This window comes from Pseudomonas rhizophila, from assembly GCF_003033885.1.
In the GTDB taxonomy this organism is placed as follows: domain Bacteria; phylum Pseudomonadota; class Gammaproteobacteria; order Pseudomonadales; family Pseudomonadaceae; genus Aquipseudomonas; species Aquipseudomonas rhizophila.
In genome coordinates this window covers 4352052-4369926 of record NZ_CP024081.1, presented here as the reverse complement: position 1 = coordinate 4369926, position 17875 = coordinate 4352052, and the positions used below count along the sequence as shown (strand labels likewise).

The window sequence follows — 17875 nt, the reverse complement described above, 5'->3', positions numbered from 1 at the left end:
CCTGCTCGGTCTTTGATGGCACGGCCTTCCTGCTTATGCCTGTCGGATCTACCTCACGGCTAAACCGTTGGTACTGTTCCGCCGTCGATCACAAACTCACTTCCCGTGATAGATGCCGCTCGCGGCGAAGCCAGGAAACCGATCAGGTCAGCAACTTCGCGAGGCGTCGATGGGCGGCCGAGCGGGATACCCCCAAGTGCGTTCATGATGATCTCTTTGCCGCCTTGGTAGTCAGTACCTGCCTCCTGCGCGAGTCGCTCGGCCAATGCGACCGACGCTTCGGTTTCAACCCAGCCCGGCGAAACCCGAACCACGCGGACGCCTCTGGGCGAAACCTCTTTCGATAAACTTTTGCTGTACGTCGAAAGCGCGGCCTTGGCCGCCGCGTAAGCTGTTGTAGCCTCCGGCAGTGGCAGCCGACTCTGGATGGAGGTGACGTGGATGACGACCCCTTCCCTGCGCTCCAGCATCCCCGGGAGCAAAGCGCGATCGAGGCGCACCGCCGGCAACAGGTTCAAGCTGAGCTCTCGTTGCCACTGTTCCTCGTCCAGCGCAGCAAAACCGCCGCCGGGTGCCGACGAACCACCCAGGACGTGGATCATGATGTCCACGCCACCCAGCCGCTGTTGGATCGCGGCGATCAGTACATCACAACCTTCCCGGGTCGACAGATCAGCCGCAATCAGAAGAGCGCCCGGCATTTCCACGTCCACCTGCCTGGCCGAGGTAATGACCTTCGCACCCTCGGCCAGTAACAACTCGACGACAGCCTTGCCGATGCCTTTGGTGCCACCGGTGACGAGGACCCGCTTGCCAGTCAAACCTAGATTCAGCATGGCGTGATCTCCAGGGAACGGATTAGACCGCCTTCCAGTGTGAAGAGGTAACTCAGTTGAACCGGGCTACCGGGGAAATTCCCAACAAGGCGCGCAATGACCGTCAGCTCGCCCTGCCCTTGCAGGGCTTGCAGTGGCTGGACCTGATAGATGAAGGCTCTGCGTGCCTCCTGTTGCCAGGCTTCGATGGCAGCCGTTCCTTCGTACGTTTTTCTTTCATCGCAAACCGTGGCGTCAGAGCGGAAGCAGCTCGCAAGTTGCGCTGTATCGCCACCATTGCTGATTGCAAAGTACGTCTGCACGACGTCGGGAAGCTGAAGGGTCATTTGCCGATCTCCTGGATGAATGTCCTGGAGCAATCTTGCTGCCTGACGGATAGTTTGTTCAACTGGGACAAACATTTATGACCAATCCCGAAATTCAGGACAATCCATGCCACAAGATCGTTTAGGCCTCAGTGAGCTGGACGCTGTTATAGCGGTCGCACGCAGGGGCTCGTTTCGGCAAGCCGCTATCGATCTCGACGTCTCCACCACCGCGCTGAGCAACACCATCGCGCAACTGGAAACCCGCCTCGAATCGCGGCTGTTCAATCGCACGACCCGTAGCGTGGCCATCACCGAAGCCGGCAGGATATTTCTGGAGCAGGTGGGGCCAGCCTTGCAGGATCTGCGTGCTGCACTCGATGCAGTGCGATCGCATAACGCCGGGCCCTCAGGCACGCTGCGTATCAATGCGTTCGCCAGCGCTGCCCGATCGGCGCTCCTGCCACTGGTGATGGAGTTCTTGCAGCATCATCCGCAAGTACACATCGACCTCGTCACCGAAGGCCGTCTGGTGGATATCGTGGCTGACGGCTTCGATTTCGGCGTGCGCTCAGCAAGCCTCGTTCCGAACGACGTGATTGTGGTCCCGCTCGGCCAGCCGCAACGGTACGCGGTGGTCGGTTCGCCGGCGTACTTCGAAAAACACGGTAAACCGCGAACGCCATCCGAGCTGCTCCAGCATCGCTGCATCCGCGTTCGACTACCGAATGGAGCGATTTTCCCGTGGCATTTCGAGCGGGACGGGGAAGTGACTCGCCTCGATGTGAACGGGCCACTTACGCTGGATGAATCCAGCGTGGTCAAGGTGGCGGTGCAGGAAGGCATGGGGCTCGGTTTTTTCATGGAGCAGGACGTTCACAACGAAATCCGCACCGGACAGTTCGTGCGGACTCTCGAAGACTGGACACCGCCCAGAGACAAGCTGTGCCTGTACTACCCGAACCGCCGCAACCCCAGCGCGGCAGCCAAGGCATTCATCGACCTGGCACGCGCCAGTCAAGCCGGTCAGGACGGGCTCGCCTGATTCAAGCCAACCCGACCTGGCTCAGGCAATCAACCCCAGTGTCAGCCCCTTCAAGGTAGCGGCTGCCCGGGTCGAGCATTCCAGTTTGCGAAAGATGCTTTCCATGTGCGTGCGAACCGTGCTCGGACTGATGTCCAGCAGCCGCGCCACCTCCTTGTTGCTGGCGCCACGGCTGATCTCCAGCAGGATGCGGCACTCGCGAGACGTGAGTAACGAAGCCTTCGGTTGCCGCATCCGCCGCTCGCCACCTGCGGCGGCAATGACTGCTTCGCAAACATCGTTGTCGAACAAGCCATTGCCAGCATCCTGTTTGAGCAGCCTGGCTGCATCCGCTTCGCCGTAAGCCGATCGCCATGGCCTGGCTTCCCTTAGCGCGACCCAGGCTACCGATGTGGCGAACAGGCGATGCTCGGCACACAGCGCATCACCCGCCACGCCCCGAAAATAGCCACTGCCGTTGAGCCGTTCATAGGCATGGGCTGCAATCTCTGCGGGCACAGCCAGTTCAGTGATAGGTCTAAGCGCCTGTTGCGTCCAGTAAGGGACAAGGCGGACCCGCTCCGCAGCGCTGTATGGCAGCGCTCCTGCGGTATTCCACAGGTGGTTCGAAACAGCTGCCCGGCCGAGACCGTAGATGAGCGCGGACTTGCCAATGTCTGTCAAAGTCGGTTCACGCAGCCCCCACAGGCGTGCAGCTTCCACGGCGACATGCGCGACCTGCCGCGAATGCCCTGCCAACCACGGCAGCTTCAAGTCGATTATGTCTCCCACCAACGTCAGTGAGACGCAACGCTGCTCATGCCCGTGGTCAACGGTTTTCCACAGCGTTTCCAGATCCGCCAGCCAGTCCTTTGCGTTCTCCAGAAGCAACGATACCAGCGACGCTGGATAGCGCCGATCCGACTGTTCTCTGATCCAGCGTAGCGCCGCATCCAGGCCGTGTGCACGACTGAGAATATCCAGATCGCCTGCAAGTACTACCTGATAGGCGACCTCCGGAATGTGCTCATGGGTCAGACCCAGCGGCCGGCCAGTGCCGTCGTAGGTTTCGAACACGCGACACAACCCCGCCTCGACGGTGGCACCGAGCTGGAGGGTTTTGGCAATGGCTCCAGACACCTCACAGTGCACAACGGCAAGCGGGGTTGCCTGATGCACCGCGTTCATTTGCTCATTGCCCAGCGTCAAATCGAGCATCGCGCGGCGGCCATCGACGTCGTCGCCCAGCAGATCCGCAAAGCCTTCGGCATTGGCGGTGCAACCGGACCAGCGCAGCAAGGCAACCTGTTCCGCTACCCTCAGGTGGTCACCGTCGCCGTGCTGGGCCTGCGCAAGCATCCGCGCCAGTGCGGCAACGCGCCGGGAATGACCGAGAGGTTGTCCCATGCTGAGGTCACCGACCTGGGCGATCGTCGCCAGTGCCCCACCCAGGGAGATGTCCAGTTGCAACTCACTATCCATGAAAAATGTCCCGGGGTCGGCTAATTGACCGAGGCCCACATCGCAGGCCGGTCAGCGGAATTTGAACTCCCGAACAGGAGCTCATCCAATGAAAACAATCAAATCGAAAATCGCTACCGTCGCTTTTGCCCTGGCCGGTACCTTCACCGCAAGCGCCAGTCACGCGCAGGATACAACGCCCTCCGTGGTGATCGTACACGGCACGTTCGCCGACGGCTCCGATTGGGCCAAAGTGGTGCCACTGCTCCAAGCCCAAGGGAGTGGCCGTTACGGTTGTGCAAAACCCGCTCACCTCGCTTGTCGACGATGTTGCCGCGACGCGCCGCGCCTTGAACAACCAGCAGGAAGGTGGTTCTAGTCGGGCACTCTTGGGGTGGCACCGTGATTACCGAGGCCGGTAGCGATCCGAAGGTCAGCGCGCTGGTGTATGTCGCCGCCTTCGCGCCAGAGACCGGGCAAACCAGCGGCGAACAAGGTAAAGGCGCGCCCACGCCCCCTGGCACCAGTCCTGCTCCGCGAAAATGGGCCGAGACACGATATCGGTGGTCGACCATCAACTGCGCGTATATGGCATCGATAAACTGCGCATCGCTGATGCCTCGATCATGCCGCGAATTACCGCAAGCCAGCACAGCCCTCAATCGGTTTGCGGCCAGTCCTCGTCGGGAACGTCACTGAAATCACCGCCCTCCACGCCATCGATTTCGTACTGTGTCAGATAGTCGCCAAGCAGGTCGCCGAAGTGGTCTTGCTGAGTCTGCCGTTTGCCCTCCGCAATAAGGCCCGGAAGCAACAGGGCAACCGCGCCGACGCCCGCCGCCACGGTGCCTAGGACTCCAGCCAGCGGGGCCATCGCCGCCCTGACTGCCAGATGGCCAAAAAGGCCTGCGCCGCCCTCAATCGCTGATGCCAGGCCTGACAATGACGCCAGTGCGCCTGAAGTGATGCTGATACCACCACTGACGGGGTCGCCCTTGCGAATCGACTGAACGCCATCAAAGATTCCGTACGCACCCGCAACCATGCCGGCCAAACCGCCGATACCCTTGGCACCGCTTTCAAACTTGTCGGCAGTGCCAGTGAGAGATTTTATGGGGTCGTCGAAAAAGGCTCTGATTTTCGGATCAAGATCAATGTTTCCTTTGTTTTTCAGGTAGCTTTTCAGGTTCTTGGCACCACCCTCGGTGAGCAGGGTCGTCGTCATGACCGATCCGGTGGTGATGTCTATGATGTTTCGTTCGGTCAGGTTTGCGCCATTCTGAGCGCCTTTGGCGATCGTCACGCCAGCCATGAAGATGCCGCTAACGCCATGCAGTCCCCCTTTGTCAGACAAGTTCTTGAGGTCGGGGTTGAGCCAGGACGACTTCAATTCCGCAAGCGACTTTGTGCCTTGGCGCAGGATGTCCCAATTCGAACGGACACCCGCGACGATCTGATCGGCCGTTGCAACGGTGCCATCCGGATTGGTCACGAGTTCTGGATTGGACTGGATAAGCGTCTCGGCCATCGTCCTGACTTTTGCCTCGTCAAGCTCGTCACCGCCATTGATACCCAGGGCTTGCTTGACATCCTCGAAAGTGCCGTCTTTCATGGCGTTGTCGCGCCCGATCCGGCTGAAATTGTCGTTCAACTGCGGGTCTAAACCTGCGGTGACGTTGGGATCCAGCGCCGCGTTGTAGAGCGCGACCTCCGCGGAGAAGGTGCCGACCGCTTCTTCGAAGGTGCCCGTTTTCATCAGTTCTTCCAGTCGCGTCCCGGAAACAAGCGACTGCTCGTAATAATCCTGGAACGCCTGGGCATGCTGAGAGGCAGCGAGCCCCTTCTGAATTTCTGCCCGATCATTGATGCCGAGCGCTTCCTGATAAAGCGTTGCCGTCGAGAAGTATTCGGCCAGCACCGCCTGTTGGTCGGTGCTGCCGTCTTTCGTATGCTTTTCCCATAGCGCATCAAGAGCTGCACCGGACTTGATGTCATCGTAGTTTTTTTGCACCGAATCCTTTAACCCAGGAACTGCCTCAAATAGATTGGCCATCTGCGTCGAGGTGGTTTCATTAAGAAACTTGACCACCTCGGGATCACTTTGTAACTGCTCAATGTGGCTGTTGACATCGGCAAGCAGCTTGTTGGGATTTGGATGGCTGCGCACAGCGTTGGCGATGGACACCTTACCGTAGTCATCACTCCACAGACCGGCAGCCGCACCGTCGATGATCAACTGTCGCGCCTTGAGCAGATCCTGTAACACCGCAGCCCGCTGTTCGGCGGAATAGTTGCCAGGGTTTTCAAAGACGTCCTTGCCCAGGTCACCGGTATCAATGCCGGAGACCCCACTGGCATTCGCTACCTGGTTGATGAACAGCAGAGCGTCTCCAGCGGTTTTGGGGCTGGAGGCCTTCAACCAATTCTGGATGTCGCGCTTGTCGAGCGCGCCATCGGGTTTGCTCTCCAATGGTTTCCCACTGGTTTCAAGCGTTTCGAACGCCCCCGTCTGCGACCAAAAAGTCAGGGCTTGCTTCAAGTCATCGCTGATGTTCGGGTTTTCATCCAGGTACTTCTGCAAGGCCTCACGCGTCAGGTATTTACCGCTCTCCGTCCGATCGCTGATCTCGTCGAAGTTCTCCAGCAGCAGCGCCGAATGCTTCGCAAGTTCCAGGGAGGTCGCGTCAGCATTCGGGGAGGCTTTCAGAAAGTCGTTATAGGCGCCGATGTCTTCGGCTTTGACAGCAACAGGTCGTAGCCATGCATTCAGGTCGTTGCTGCTGATTTTGCCGTCAGCCTTGTTGTTGTGTGCCTTGGTATCAAGCAGGTCAAAAAATCCTTTGTTATCGAGCAGGAACTGCGCCGCCTCGCGATCTTCTGCGCTTCGATTTTCATCGGCAGCGTACTTCCTCAAATCCTTGTCACTGACAATGCTGTCGGAGGCGTTCCAGTCGTCCCATCGATCACGGATCGTGTCGATGATCTCGCTGTTCTGCTCGTAAAACTTGCTCTGGTAGCCTTCCTGTTTCCAGACCACCTGGTTGTAGAGGTCGGGCGTCACGTCCTTCGAGACATGGATCTTTTCGCCATTGATCGTCAGGCGGATAAAGCCTGTGTGTTCATCCGGGGGCAAAATTTCTGCGCTCGCCAGTGCTTCTGCTGATAGAAGTGCGCCATCTGCGCGCAACAAAAAGCCTTCGTCGTTACCTTTTTGCAACGCATCAACCTTGGCGAAGTAATCAGGCGTCGCCTCTTTGCTGATGGTGAATTCATTGCCCTCTTTGTCTCGCGCGGAGTACGCCGTCACCTCGCCATCCACCCACCACCCCATGAAAATCTCGAGATCCTGGAGCGGTACGGTTTCGTCGTTGCGTAACGTACGTCCATCTGACTGCTTCAGCGTTTCTGCGATGGCGCCGCCCGCTTCTCGCAACGCCAAGAGCACGCTCTCAGGCAGGGACGGCAAAACTTCTTTGTCTGCCGCACCGCGTGGGTCAGGCTTTTTATCGCTGATTTGCATGCGGGCCGCGCCAAGCATTTTCTCAAAGCGCTGACCCGCTTCAAAATCAGGGGATTGGCTATCTGTGGGGCGGGCATTGCTGTCGATTCGCAAGGGGACGTCCTCCTGACAATGGCGCCGATAGCGCTAGAGGAATCAACTTTGACCATTGAACATTGCAGGGGAATGACTCGGCTCGAATCGCAACCTTAAACGCGCAAAAGACCCGATGGATCGGGAGAGCGGCTGGACGACCAAACGTCATGCCGGTTTACAGGGACTTTCAAACTCGCTCCGTCCATTTGTGAGGCACTCACCAGCAGGTACGCTCAAATCAACCGAGCGGCCACCAGGATATCCGCCACTGCCTGGAAGGTGTTATCCGGCACAGGGTCCCCCGGCACTGCCCGTCGGGCGATGTCCTTGGCCAGGACGGTATCGAGGCTATGGGCAATCCCCAGGCCCCGGGCCTGCGCAAGCAACTGCGCCGCGTCCTCGCGCTCGGCCTTGCACACCACCACCGGTACCGGAGTTTCGCCGCGTACATAACGTATACCCACCACCCAACCAGGGTCGGAGCCGACCATCAACGATGCACGCCCCACGCCCAGCTTGGTGGCCAGGGCTTGCATTTCCCGACGTTGACGCTGGCGTTCCTGTTTGATCACCGGATCGCCGTCACTGTCCTTGCGCTCACGCTTCTGTTCGCTGCGGGTCATTTTCATGTCACGGCCAAACAGCCAGCGCTGCATCATCACGTCTGCCGCCCCGACCAGCAGAAAGGCAGCCAGCACGGTGAACACCAGAGGCTTGAGTACCAGGTAGAAAGTTGATTCGATGCAGCCGGCGCCGCAGCGCGACGACTCCATCAGCGCCTGCAACGCCCCACGCCCGATCACGTAGAACGCCAGCCCCAGCAGTACGACCTTGATCACGCCCTTGAGGAATTCAACGAAACTGCGCATCGAAAAAATGCGCTTGAAGCCATCGATCGGATTGATACGTTTGATGTCCGGTTTGAGGGGTTCGACCGAGAACACCACGCCGCGCATGCTGATGATGTTGGTCAGGATCACCGCCCCCACCGTCACGGCCACCACCGGCAGGGTGAGGTTGATGAGCAACTGCCCGGCGATGTCCAGCACCCGTGGCCAGACGGTGTGAAAAGGTTCGATGTAGATCAGCGCGATCAGGTCCAGCAACGCGGTGATCTGTGCCTGGGCCTTGGGCACCATGATCGAGATACAGAGCGTGCAAAACAGGATGACCATGCCGGAGACTAGGTCCTGACTCTTGGACACCTGGCCTTTCTTGCGCGCCTCGCTGAGCTTCTTGCTGGTGGCCGGCTGTGATTTCTCTTCGCTGCTATCGCTCATGGACGCTTCGCCCGAAACAGGGAAGTCATACCGAATCGGCCAGCGTCTTCAGGAGCTCCACCGTACCGCGGAATTCGCCGAGTTGCTCGATCATCACCGGAATCAGGAAGCTGATGTAGACCACCATCAATACAGTGAAGAACATATTTTTCACCGGCAGCGACAGATCGAAAATGTGCAGGTTGGGCGCCATGCGCGACAGGTAAGCGAGCATCAGGTCAGTGACCAGCATGCAGATGATCAGCGGCCCGACCATGATCACGCCGATGCGGGTCACCTGGTCGAGAATCCGCAACACCGCCATCAACGCCGAACTGGCAAACAACGGTGTGAACTCGGTCACCGGCCATAACAGGTAGCTGTGGTAATAGCCGTCGACCATCATGATGAAGCCGCTGGACATGAAGAACAGGGCGATCAACATCACCGTCAGCAAGGTGGCCATGACACTGGACTCGCCCGATGACAAGGGATCCACCAACTGGGCCATGGTCGAACCGCGTTGCAGATCGACCAACTCGCCGGCCACTTCCGCCGCCCAGAACGGGATGCCGAACAGCAGTCCGATGAGGATACCGATCAGGAATTCCTTGATCAGTAGGCCGGCCAGGAAGAACCCACCATGTTCTGGCAGTGCAGTGAAAGCGCCATACACCGGAACAAACATGGGGATGGCAATGGACACCGCGACGCAACTGCGGATCATGCCGGTCAGGCCCAGGCGGTTGAAGGCTGGGGTAATCACCACCACGCCCATGGCGCGGCTGGCGGACAGTGCCGCCGAGCTGATGACCGGATAGGCGACTTCGATGAACTGGTTGGCAAGCTCGATATTCATGCCATTCAGCGCGTCCACAACGGGAAGTTGTCCAGCACCTGGTTACCCAGTTCCACCACCTGGCTCGCCAGCAACGGCCCCACGAACACGATCGTCAGCAGCACCGCCACCAGCTTGACCGCCTGCGGCAGGGTCTGGTCCTGGATCTGGGTGAGTGCCTGCAGCAACCCCACTCCCAGGCCGACGATGATCGCAACAGCCAGTGCCGGGGCGGACAACAGCAGCACCGTCATCAGCGCCTGATTCATCAACGAAAGAAATACATCCTGGCCCATCAGGTGCCCCCATAGCTAAGAATCAGGCCATGCATCAAGCGCGACCAGCCGCTCAAGGCGACGAACAGAAAGAGCTTCAGCGGTATGGAAATCAGCGTAGGTGAAACCATGGACATGCCCATGGCCATCAATACGTTCGCCACCAGCAAATCCACCACCAGAAAGGGAACGTACAGCAGAAAACCGATTTCGAACGCCCGGGTCAGTTCGGAGCTGACGAACGCCGGCACCAGCACCACCAAGTCATCGTCGCGCAGATCGGCCCGGGCTTCAGGAGACCAGATGGTCTCCGTGGCCTGGATGAAAAAACCACGCTCGCTTTCGTTGGCGAAACGCGAAAGGTGCGCCTGCAATGGCGGCCTCAGTGCGTCCCCGAAGGCAGTAAGTTGCTCGATGCTCTCGATGTTGAGATCACGGCCCTGCACCTGCCGGTACATGTCGCCCAGCAACGGCGTGGTGACGTAGACCGACAGGATCAGGGCGATGCCGTACAGCACCATGTTAGGCGGTGTCTGTTGCACGCCCAGGGCGTTGCGAATCAGGAACAGCACCACGGAGATTTTCATGAAACCGGTCAGGGTCACCACTGCCAGCGGAATAAGACCGATGGTGGCGACGACCACAATGATTTCAATCAGGTTGGGCTGGTAGCCATTCATGACGCGGCGATGCTCAACACGCGCACGCCCAGGCCTGGACCGATCCTGACCAATTGCCCCTGGCCGACGCGACGCCCGTTTATCATCAGGTCGACGCTGTCCTGGCGTTGCTCGGTGAACGACAGCAGGCTGCCCTCCCCCAGTTCGCGCAGCTGCGCCAGGGTCAACTCGACACTGCCGGCCTGGCAAACCATTTTCAGTGGCAGTTCGTCCAAGCGCGAATCCAGGTTTCGCCCGTCAGCGGTTTCACTCATGGTGGGTGCTTCGTTCACAGAAAATTCCTTGGAAAGATTGATGCTCATCGGTGTTTCAAGCAGTGTCAGCCTGGTGCCGTCCTGGCCGGCCCTGGCGTGCAAACGATGGTTCACCACCAGCCGCACCTGGCCCATGGGCCAAGGATCGAGCATCACCACATCGCCCGGATTGAGGCTGCGCAGCTCGCCGACACTCAGCTCGGCTTCGCCGGCCTCGACCGCCAGCCACAGGAGCAGGTCTGTTAGCGCATGGGGAGCCGGCGGTGCATACCGATCGAGCCACTGCGCGACCTGCTCGCCAGCATTGGCACTCAAGTGCAGCACAACGAGCATGGACGAGCCGTCGAGCTGGACTTGGGTGACCAGGCTCAACGGGCAAGGTTGCGCGGCCAGGGCGGCGTGAACCGGGTCGGCGTGGTCAATGAAACGCATCGATTGCCCGGTCAGGCGCTCCAACGGTTCGATCAGGCTCAGCAGGGACAGCTCCAGCAGCATCGCGCCAGGCAAGGTTTGAAAGTCCAGGGCAACGGGCACACCCAGGGCGTGCAGCGCCTGCGCTGGCAGGTGCAGCCTGATGGCCGACGCGTCGCCCTCCTCGCCCAGCCCCAGCAACAGCTCAACTGCCGTGACGTCAGGTTCGGCAACGGAGCCCCAGCGCACGCCAATCACCTGGCCTGCGCATTCTCCCTTCCAGGTTTCGCGGCTACGATGCAGGCGATTGTGCAGGTCCACCCATTGGGGGTCGACAGGCGTCAATTGTTCGGCAAAGGGTGTCCAGAGTGGGTCCTGGTGACAGCTCACGCACGGCCTCCGATAGCAGCGCGAGGAATTTCGTCGGCCTCCAAACGGTGTTCGTCGACAAGGCGCTCGACGCGCTCGCGGCCTTCGAGCAAGGTGTCGCAGGCTTGCGCCTGGCGCTGTCGAGCCACATGGGCAACCCGAAACACTTCGCGCTCGTGCTCGTGGATTTCCAGGGTGCGCGCCACTTCACTGACGCTCACTTCCAGCTTTCGCTGTCCGCCCTCGTACAGCTCCTCCAGATGCTCCTGGGCCATACGCCAGTCGCTGATCGACATGCCTTCGCTGATCGAGCCGTAGATGCGCTCGGCTTCACGGGCCAGGGCCTCACGATGCAGGCGCAGGTTTTCCTTGGCGTCATCCAGCGCCACGTTGGTCTGCCGGCAGCGTCGCTGCTGAGCGACCAGTTGGCTGGACGCACGTTGCTCACGCAACTTGCGCAACGCTTGAAGGCTACGCATGTCACTGGTTTTCATAAGACCTCCATGGTTGTCATGCCATCACCCTGCGCATGTGTTGCAGGGTTTCGTTGGGATTGCTTGGCTCGTTGGCCCCTTGGCGCAAGAACGCTTCAATGGCGTCATGCCGCTCAATCGCCTCGTCGGCCAGTGGGTCGCTCCCGGCGGCGTATTCGCCGACCCGGATGAGCATTTCGATCTCGTTGCGCCGCGCCATCAGCTCGCGCATGCGCATGGCCAGGTGGCGTTGCTCGTCGCCACACACCTGGTCCATCAACCGGCTACGGCTTTGCAGCACATCCACCGCCGGGAAAAAGTTGCGTTGCGCAAGTTCGGCGCTGAGCACGATGTGCCCGTCGAGGATTGAGCGGGTTTCTTCAGCCACCGGGTCCATCGAGGCATCGCCTTCTGTGAGCACGGTATACAACCCGGTGATGCTGCCGGTCTCGCCGGGGCCGGCGCGTTCAAGCAGGCGCGGCAAGGCGGAGAAAAAGGAGGGTGGGTAACCGCGACGGGTTGGCGGCTCGCCCACCGCCAGGCCGATTTCACGCTGGGCCCGGGCAAAGCGGGTCAGGCTATCCATCAACAGCAGCACGTTGCGGCCCTGGTCGCGGTGATATTCGGCCAGCGCAGTGGCAACAAAGGCGGCGCGTACCCGCTCGGCAGCCGGACGGTCGGAGGTGGCGACCACGGCCACGGTACGCGCCCGGGCCTCGGCGCCCAACTGCACATCGAGCAGCTCGCGCACTTCACGGCCGCGCTCACCGATCAGGGCGATCACGATGACATCGGCACTGGTATTGCGCACGATGCTCGCCAGCAGCGAAGACTTACCCACCCCCGGTTCACCGAAGATGCCCATGCGCTGGCCCTGGGCCAAGGTCAGCAGGCCGTCGATGCTGCGCATCCCCAAGGACATCGGGTGGGCAATCAGTTGGCGGCTGAACGGCGCTGGAGGCTCGGCATGCAAGGGGTAACGCTGCAACACGCCCAGCGGCGGGCTGCCATCGAGAAATTCGCCCATGGGGCTGATCACCCGGCCCAGCTGCGCATCGCCGACGCTTACCCCCAGGGTCTCGCCGGTGGCGATGATTTCGGTGCGGGTCGACAGGCCGTCCATCGAACCGATGGGCGAAAGGATCGCTTCGTCATCTTCAAAACCAATGACTTCGGCAGCCAGGCTGCGGCCGCTGCCGGGTTCGCGCAACTGGCACAGTTCACCGATGTGCACACCGGCGACGCTAGCGCGCAGCAGCACTCCGCGGATACTGCGGATGGTGCCCTTCATGGGGCGCGGTCGGGCATTGGCCAGACGTTCGGTCAGGCGCGGCAGCAGGTCGTGGGGGATCGTGATCATGGCTGTGCCTCGTCGGCAAACGGCAGCAGGTTGCGGCGCAGGTTGAGCAACTGGGCTTCAAGCCCCAGCTCCACTGAACCCACCGGACTGCTCAGCCGTGCCTGACCACCTTGCAACCGATCGTCCGGTTCCACGGCAATCGTCGGCAAGCCGTCCTCTTGCAGTTTGAATTGCTGACGCACCGCTTCGGCGTCCTGACGGGAGACGAACAGGGTCAGGGCCTGATCCTGGCGGAACGCCCCCAATGCCTTGCGGGCGCAACGCATCACGCGCTCGGCATCGTCCATGTCATCGAGTATTTCGCGCACAATGCCCAGCGCCAGATCGGCCAGGGACGTTTCCAGCCCGGCCAGCCAGGCATCGATCCTCAACGACGTTTCGCCCAGCAGTGCGCTGACCTGTTCGGCACCCTCCCGGCGCCCGCTTTCAAAGCCTTCGGCATGGGCTTGTTGCAGCCACTGCTCACTGTCTTGCCTGATGGCCTCAGCCTCGTCACGGGCAGCCTGCAGGAAGGCGTAGCCGTCTATCCACAGGTCTGCCTGTTCGGCACGCAGAATACGGGCGGCAGGACGGGTCGGGAGCTCGCTCATCGGGTCCCCTGCTCCTCAAGCTGTGGAAGGTTCGAGGCGGCGCTGCGCACGATGGCCAAAGCATTGGCCACAGGTGTGGCACTTACCGGTCCGCTCTCAACTGGCAGCTCGGCAAAACGCAGGCGCAGCCAGGGCCGAAGTGGCGCTGGCTGGGCGCTCAGCCAAGCGGTGATGCAGCGGGCGCCATCATGGTCGATGACTTCAAGCAGTTCGGCCGGCTGACGCAGCAAGTCGGCACCGCTGCCCAGGGCACGGTTTGCCAGGGCCAGGGCAAACACATCACTGCCCAGCAAATCGCGCAACTGGTTGACCACATCGCCACGGATCTCGCGACTCAGGGTGGTGCTATGCAAAATCGCGCCACACAGACGCGGCAGGCGCTTGAAGTCCTCGGGAGGCAGCATCAGAACCGGTAGATCGTCGACATCGGGCAGTGGCAGGCTACTGGGAGCCTGCAGCTCATGACGGCTGAGCAACAAGCGTATCAATCGCGCCTGGAAGCGCGGCTGTTTGCGCAATGCGCTCAGCGCACTGCCGGAGGTCTCGGGGAAGCACGCCGCAAGAGGCTGCGTGCCGACGAAATCCAGCGGCTGCTCGAGCAGGTTTTGCCACTGCGGCAAAGCGGCGGCACTCATTTCACGTCCTCCAGCTCATACAAGGCGCGGGAGGCGCGTCGTTGCCAGTACTGCCAGCCCAACACACCGACCATCGACAGCGCGGCCAGCAGCAGGACGCCGAACAGCATCCGGGCACGGGGCAGGTTGTCTTCGAGCATCCATATGCCCAGGAAGCTGGCCAGGCGCGGCTGTGCGTTGGCCCGGCCGCTGCCGGTGGCGGCCTTGATTACCGTGACCGACACCCCTTCGTAGCTCAAGCCGGAGATGCCGTTGGCCACCAGGGTTTTGATCTGCGGGATCAGGGGGTTGATGTCGGTATTGGGGTCGTAGCGCACCAGCACTGAAGCCGACGACGGGGAAATCACCCGTTTGAGCAGGTCATTGTCGGGCAGCACCACATGTACCCGGGCAGAAACCACACCGTCGATCAGCGAGACGCTGTGCGAGAGTTCTTCACTGAGCGCGTAGACCATCTGGGCCCTTTCCTGCACGGGAGAAGACACCAGGCCACCACTCTTGAACACGGCGCCCATGTTGGAAAAGGTTTGGCCCGGCAAGCCAGCTTCGTCGAGCAGGCTCATGGCCTCGGCAAAGCGTTTTTCGTCCACCACCACGGTGAGTTGGCCGTTTTCCTGGACCTTGCGCGAGGCCGGCACACCCTCACGCAGCAGCACTGCAACCATGGCATTGGCCTCACGCTCGCTGAGGTTGGTGTACAGGTCGATATCGCAGCCCTGCAGCATGCAGGCAAAGGCGAGGACAATCATCAGGCGCACGGCATGGCAACGGCGGAACATGGCTTTATTGACCTTTCAAGAGCGTGTTGGCTGCGCCGGAAATCTGCGTCGCGCCACGAACGACCATCTGAGTTTCAATGGAGTAATCGAACATGCGGCCCAACGATTGGACGATCTGGTCGACCTGCTGATCGCCGACCTTTTTCCCCGACTCGCCCGCCGCCCCCTCAGGAAGTGAGGCGAGCGATTGCGTGCCGGGAGGAGCCACAACGTTGCCAGCCGTCGGCCCATTGGTCAGCGCATCGGCACGCTTGGCGAAGTTTTGCGAACGGTCGATGAAACCGTTCAGGCGCTCCATCAAGCCTTCGCCAATCTGGTGCGGACTGGCGCCGGCAGGCATGCCCTTGGCGCTGTTTGTCATGTGTTCGAACAAGTTCTGGGAGGCCTGCAAATCGACCTGCCCTCCTGACGGCGGCAGCGCCGCCGTGGCTGTTGTTCCGAGACTTACAGTCATAGCGTGGGCCTATTCGTCATCATCCGACTGGGCTTCGTTCAGGATTTCCTGGGCACGAGGCATGATGATGAACTGGCCACCAATCGTGACGGCCTGAGTGATCAGGGCCTCAGTGAGTTCTTCATCGCTCAGCTCGCTCTTGGCGTTGTCCACCGCTGCATTGAACTGCGCTTCGGAGTGAGTAGTGACAGCGGTATTTTCGCTGATGGGGGTAACTGACATGGTGGTTCTCCTTGACGGGGTTGATGACAGATCGATCGGTTAATGGAGCCTACAGGCGAGTGCTTTCACTCTTGTGTCACTGCACCGCCCCTGAACACACGCACGCCGCGCTCGCGAGTCGTCGTCGCCATCGGCGTCGGCGTAAGCTGGTGGTCGAAGTGTTGCTCAATCATGGCCAGCCAGGCCGGCGGCCCGGAAACGAACAACTCATCGCCATCGGGTCCGGTGCGCACCGACATATGCGTGCCGTAGACATCCCGGCTGGTGACGTAATCCTGCAACTGCTCCAACTGCCGGCCCTGGGCTTTGAAGAGTCGCGTATCGGTTTCGGAGTCGGCGGAGAGGTAAAGCACATTGCCGTCGAAGTACCACGTCAAACCGTTGAAGTCGCACAGCGCCGTCAGGAAGTCGCCGGCGGACTCGGCACGTATCCGGCTGCGCGATTTGCCGCGTACCTTGTCCGACATGACGACGCTCAGGCCCATGTTTTGGCCAAACTCTTGCAGCGCGGCGCGTACGTCCTGCTCGACCAGCACATAGGCATAGGGCCGAACGAACCAGTCCGGCTGCGGGTTGGCATCGTCGACTTGCGTTTGATTGGCGGCCAGCAGGTTAAGCGCGATCACCATCAGCGCCACGCCGATCGCCGCCCGCGACACCTTATGCATGAAATCGCCCTCCGCCGCCGGCCTGAAGACACGCCCCGAACAAAAAACGGGCACTCTTATGGATGATGTCAAGAAGATGACTTAAACGTCGGTCAACCTGTCCGGTCTGAGTGGTCAACACTCCTTGGTTTTGCCCACTGCAAAATTCGCCGAAAGAGCTCTGTTCATGCCAAATCGTTTTGCCTGCACATCGTTGTTGTTTGCCAGCATCACCCTTGCTTCCTGCGCCCACCAACCGGCCTCCGATGGCAGCTACCAGCGCTACATGCAACTGGCCGGCGACCTGCAAAAGCGTGGTGATGCGGGATCTGCCGCAGCGTTGTACGAAAAAGCCACCCAGGAACCGGACGCCCGGATCGACGCTTGGTTGAAACTGGGCGAAGCGCGCCTGGCCAGCGGCGATGCGCGGGCCGCCGAGCGCGCCTACCAGCAAGCGCTGGAACGCCAGTCCGACAATGCCGCGGCATTGCTCGGTGTGGGCACAGCCCAACTGCACCAGGGCAAACTGGATCGAGCGGTGACTTCCCTGACCCAGGCCAGCGCGGGCAACCACCCCGAAGCGTTCAATCGCCAGGGTGTGGCGCAGATGCTGCGGGGTGAGCCAGCAGCGGCCCAGGTGGCATTCAGCCAAAGTCTGGTCCTGGCGCCCACCAACCTGGACACTCAATGCAACCTGGCACTGGCCTACGCTTTGGGCGGCCAGTCGCAACAGGCGCTGCAAATCATCAAGGAGGTTCGCGACTCGCCCCGCGCCCAAGCCAGTCACCAACGCAACGCCCTGCTGGTCATGGTGCTGGCCGGCCGCGAAGAGGACCTCAAGACTCAAAACCTGGAAGACATCACGCCCAAGCAATACGCCCGGTTGCTGACAGAGGCCCGACGCATCAAGGCCATTCGGGACCCTGCGATGCAGGCCCGGGAGCTGGGGTTGGTCGGCAGTCGCTGAGCCAAAAGGTTTCATTGGCCCTCCTGCTTGTCGGCCTTGGCCTGCTGTTCGGCCAGCCGGCGACGCAGCTCCTCACGGTCATAACCTTCGATGTAAACCTGGGCCGCCCGGCCCACCGGCGCGGCCATCGTTGGGCCGGTTGCCCGGCCCTCGATCACATCCGAGCGCTGCTCCACCATCTGCAGCAGCGTCCGGTTATTCGCACAACCGGGCGGCAGCCGGCGCACGTAACGCGCATCATCGGTATAGAAGTTGTCTTCGACCGGCGGCTCTAAGCAAGCCACCGGCACCCACTCAATCCGCCCATCGGCGTGGGTGAACGCCTGGTAGTTCGGTGAATAACTCACCGGTTCAAGCTGGGTGTTGCATGCGGTCAACAGCACGAGCGCGCCGAACGCCACAGCGACCAGGGACAGATGGGACGATTTAGGGTTCATGCTC

At 60.8% G+C, this 17875-nt stretch carries 20 protein-coding genes and 2 pseudogenes; 4 read left to right on the top strand and 18 right to left on the bottom strand.

The genetic code is table 11. The annotated features are described in order from the left end of the window. Positions 1-59 precede the first annotated feature (59 nt). Both CRX69_RS20350 and CRX69_RS20345 read right to left on the bottom strand, forming a co-directional pair. Complete coding sequence (locus CRX69_RS20350; protein ID WP_107322715.1) at positions 60-836, bottom strand: SDR family oxidoreductase; 777 nt, start codon at positions 834-836, stop codon at positions 60-62. Next, positions 830-1162 (bottom strand): nuclear transport factor 2 family protein, encoded by a 333-nt coding sequence (locus tag CRX69_RS20345; RefSeq protein ID WP_107322714.1) that lies wholly within the window; start codon positions 1160-1162, stop codon positions 830-832. The genes CRX69_RS20350 and CRX69_RS20345 overlap by 7 nt, the downstream gene beginning before the upstream one ends. Positions 1163-1268: 106 nt before the next feature. Here CRX69_RS20345 and CRX69_RS20340 point away from each other — a divergent pair, with 106 nt between their 5' ends. Continuing rightward, on the top strand, positions 1269-2186 hold the full coding sequence (locus tag CRX69_RS20340; protein WP_107322713.1) for a LysR family transcriptional regulator: 918 nt from the start codon (positions 1269-1271) through the stop codon (positions 2184-2186). A 21-nt stretch (positions 2187-2207) separates the two neighbouring features. Here CRX69_RS20340 and CRX69_RS20335 read toward each other — a convergent pair whose 3' ends face one another. After that, positions 2208-3647 carry an HD domain-containing phosphohydrolase gene (locus tag CRX69_RS20335; RefSeq protein WP_107322712.1) on the bottom strand — a complete coding sequence of 480 codons (1440 nt, stop codon included), beginning with the start codon at positions 3645-3647 and terminating at the stop codon, positions 2208-2210. Positions 3648-3735: 88 nt separating this feature from the next. On the opposite strand from CRX69_RS20335, the pseudogene CRX69_RS20330 reads away from it, so the two are divergent. Further along, positions 3736-4154: pseudogene (locus tag CRX69_RS20330) on the top strand (alpha/beta fold hydrolase); the annotation flags it as partial. Then, positions 4145-4369: pseudogene (locus CRX69_RS27750) on the top strand (GMC oxidoreductase); the annotation flags it as partial. The pseudogenes CRX69_RS20330 and CRX69_RS27750, both read left to right, overlap by 10 nt. On the opposite strand, the gene CRX69_RS20320 reads toward CRX69_RS27750, so the two are convergent. The 14 genes from CRX69_RS20320 to CRX69_RS20255 form a co-directional block, all read right to left on the bottom strand. Next, positions 4285-7239: a type III effector HrpK domain-containing protein gene (locus CRX69_RS20320; protein ID WP_107322711.1), complete on the bottom strand. Its 2955-nt coding sequence runs from the start codon at positions 7237-7239 to the stop codon at positions 4285-4287. The pseudogene CRX69_RS27750 and the gene CRX69_RS20320 sit on opposite strands and share 85 nt — an antisense overlap. 215 nt (positions 7240-7454) lie before the next feature. Next, a complete protein-coding gene (locus CRX69_RS20315; protein WP_076384085.1) occupies positions 7455-8501 on the bottom strand; it encodes an EscU/YscU/HrcU family type III secretion system export apparatus switch protein in 1047 nt (348 codons plus the stop codon). Between the two features lie 25 nt (positions 8502-8526). After that, the gene (gene sctT, locus CRX69_RS20310) at positions 8527-9339 is read right to left on the bottom strand and encodes a type III secretion system export apparatus subunit SctT (protein ID WP_047229722.1); all 813 of its coding nucleotides are present in this window, start codon (positions 9337-9339) and stop codon (positions 8527-8529) included. 5 nt (positions 9340-9344) lie between these two features. After that, positions 9345-9614 carry a type III secretion system export apparatus subunit SctS gene (gene sctS, locus CRX69_RS20305; RefSeq protein WP_047229693.1) on the bottom strand — a complete coding sequence of 90 codons (270 nt, stop codon included), beginning with the start codon at positions 9612-9614 and terminating at the stop codon, positions 9345-9347. Beyond that, positions 9614-10273, bottom strand: coding sequence for a type III secretion system export apparatus subunit SctR (gene sctR, locus CRX69_RS20300; protein ID WP_047229694.1), 660 nt, complete (start codon positions 10271-10273; stop codon positions 9614-9616). The genes sctS and sctR overlap by 1 nt, the downstream gene beginning before the upstream one ends. Beyond that, the gene (gene sctQ / locus CRX69_RS20295; protein ID WP_107322710.1) at positions 10270-11328 is read right to left on the bottom strand and encodes a type III secretion system cytoplasmic ring protein SctQ; all 1059 of its coding nucleotides are present in this window, start codon (positions 11326-11328) and stop codon (positions 10270-10272) included. The genes sctR and sctQ overlap by 4 nt, the downstream gene beginning before the upstream one ends. Further along, positions 11325-11801 (bottom strand): hypothetical protein, encoded by a 477-nt coding sequence (locus tag CRX69_RS20290; RefSeq protein ID WP_107322709.1) that lies wholly within the window; start codon positions 11799-11801, stop codon positions 11325-11327. Before CRX69_RS20290 ends, sctQ begins: the two co-directional genes overlap by 4 nt. A gap of 16 nt (positions 11802-11817) precedes the next feature. Further along, positions 11818-13140: a FliI/YscN family ATPase gene (locus CRX69_RS20285; protein ID WP_107322708.1), complete on the bottom strand. Its 1323-nt coding sequence runs from the start codon at positions 13138-13140 to the stop codon at positions 11818-11820. After that, positions 13137-13730, bottom strand: coding sequence for a type III secretion system stator protein SctL (sctL, locus tag CRX69_RS20280; protein ID WP_107322707.1), 594 nt, complete (start codon positions 13728-13730; stop codon positions 13137-13139). The genes CRX69_RS20285 and sctL overlap by 4 nt, the downstream gene beginning before the upstream one ends. Further along, on the bottom strand, positions 13727-14365 hold the full coding sequence (locus CRX69_RS20275; RefSeq protein WP_107322706.1) for a type III secretion protein: 639 nt from the start codon (positions 14363-14365) through the stop codon (positions 13727-13729). The genes sctL and CRX69_RS20275 overlap by 4 nt, the downstream gene beginning before the upstream one ends. Further along, positions 14362-15144 carry a type III secretion system inner membrane ring lipoprotein SctJ gene (gene sctJ / locus CRX69_RS20270; RefSeq protein WP_047229699.1) on the bottom strand — a complete coding sequence of 261 codons (783 nt, stop codon included), beginning with the start codon at positions 15142-15144 and terminating at the stop codon, positions 14362-14364. Before sctJ ends, CRX69_RS20275 begins: the two co-directional genes overlap by 4 nt. A gap of 4 nt (positions 15145-15148) precedes the next feature. Then, positions 15149-15598, bottom strand: a complete 450-nt coding sequence (locus CRX69_RS20265; RefSeq protein WP_047229700.1) for a hypothetical protein — start codon at positions 15596-15598, stop codon at positions 15149-15151. A 9-nt stretch (positions 15599-15607) separates the two neighbouring features. Continuing rightward, positions 15608-15820 (bottom strand): hypothetical protein, encoded by a 213-nt coding sequence (locus CRX69_RS20260; RefSeq protein ID WP_107322705.1) that lies wholly within the window; start codon positions 15818-15820, stop codon positions 15608-15610. Between the two features lie 65 nt (positions 15821-15885). Continuing rightward, a complete protein-coding gene (locus tag CRX69_RS20255; protein WP_372241411.1) occupies positions 15886-16488 on the bottom strand; it encodes a type III secretion protein in 603 nt (200 codons plus the stop codon). Positions 16489-16654: 166 nt separating this feature from the next. Between CRX69_RS20255 and CRX69_RS20250 the strand changes: the two genes are divergently transcribed. Continuing rightward, positions 16655-17434 (top strand): tetratricopeptide repeat protein, encoded by a 780-nt coding sequence (locus CRX69_RS20250; protein ID WP_107322704.1) that lies wholly within the window; start codon positions 16655-16657, stop codon positions 17432-17434. 11 nt (positions 17435-17445) lie between these two features. On the opposite strand, the gene CRX69_RS20245 is transcribed toward CRX69_RS20250, so the two are convergent. Continuing rightward, positions 17446-17871: a hypothetical protein gene (locus CRX69_RS20245; protein WP_047229703.1), complete on the bottom strand. Its 426-nt coding sequence runs from the start codon at positions 17869-17871 to the stop codon at positions 17446-17448. Positions 17872-17875 lie beyond the last annotated feature (4 nt).

Excerpts from the sequence above, each read along its gene's own strand:
- CRX69_RS20350 (WP_107322715.1), bottom strand. The coding sequence starts at position 836 with ATGCTGAATCTAGGTTTGACTGGCAAGCGGGTCCTCGTCACCGGTGGC.
- CRX69_RS20345 (WP_107322714.1), bottom strand. The coding sequence starts at position 1,162 with ATGACCCTTCAGCTTCCCGACGTCGTGCAGACGTACTTTGCAATCAGC.
- CRX69_RS20340 (WP_107322713.1), top strand. The coding sequence starts at position 1,269 with ATGCCACAAGATCGTTTAGGCCTCAGTGAGCTGGACGCTGTTATAGCG.
- CRX69_RS20335 (WP_107322712.1), bottom strand. The coding sequence starts at position 3,647 with ATGGATAGTGAGTTGCAACTGGACATCTCCCTGGGTGGGGCACTGGCG.
- CRX69_RS20315 (WP_076384085.1), bottom strand. The coding sequence starts at position 8,501 with ATGAGCGATAGCAGCGAAGAGAAATCACAGCCGGCCACCAGCAAGAAG.
- sctT (WP_047229722.1), bottom strand. The coding sequence starts at position 9,339 with ATGAATATCGAGCTTGCCAACCAGTTCATCGAAGTCGCCTATCCGGTC.
- sctS (WP_047229693.1), bottom strand. The coding sequence starts at position 9,614 with ATGGGCCAGGATGTATTTCTTTCGTTGATGAATCAGGCGCTGATGACG.
- sctR (WP_047229694.1), bottom strand. The coding sequence starts at position 10,273 with ATGAATGGCTACCAGCCCAACCTGATTGAAATCATTGTGGTCGTCGCC.
- CRX69_RS20290 (WP_107322709.1), bottom strand. The coding sequence starts at position 11,801 with ATGAAAACCAGTGACATGCGTAGCCTTCAAGCGTTGCGCAAGTTGCGT.
- CRX69_RS20285 (WP_107322708.1), bottom strand. The coding sequence starts at position 13,140 with ATGATCACGATCCCCCACGACCTGCTGCCGCGCCTGACCGAACGTCTG.
- sctL (WP_107322707.1), bottom strand. The coding sequence starts at position 13,730 with ATGAGCGAGCTCCCGACCCGTCCTGCCGCCCGTATTCTGCGTGCCGAA.
- CRX69_RS20275 (WP_107322706.1), bottom strand. The coding sequence starts at position 14,365 with ATGAGTGCCGCCGCTTTGCCGCAGTGGCAAAACCTGCTCGAGCAGCCG.
- sctJ (WP_047229699.1), bottom strand. The coding sequence starts at position 15,144 with ATGTTCCGCCGTTGCCATGCCGTGCGCCTGATGATTGTCCTCGCCTTT.
- CRX69_RS20265 (WP_047229700.1), bottom strand. The coding sequence starts at position 15,598 with ATGACTGTAAGTCTCGGAACAACAGCCACGGCGGCGCTGCCGCCGTCA.
- CRX69_RS20260 (WP_107322705.1), bottom strand. The coding sequence starts at position 15,820 with ATGTCAGTTACCCCCATCAGCGAAAATACCGCTGTCACTACTCACTCC.
- CRX69_RS20255 (WP_372241411.1), bottom strand. The coding sequence starts at position 16,488 with ATGCATAAGGTGTCGCGGGCGGCGATCGGCGTGGCGCTGATGGTGATC.
- CRX69_RS20250 (WP_107322704.1), top strand. The coding sequence starts at position 16,655 with ATGCCAAATCGTTTTGCCTGCACATCGTTGTTGTTTGCCAGCATCACC.
- CRX69_RS20245 (WP_047229703.1), bottom strand. The coding sequence starts at position 17,871 with ATGAACCCTAAATCGTCCCATCTGTCCCTGGTCGCTGTGGCGTTCGGC.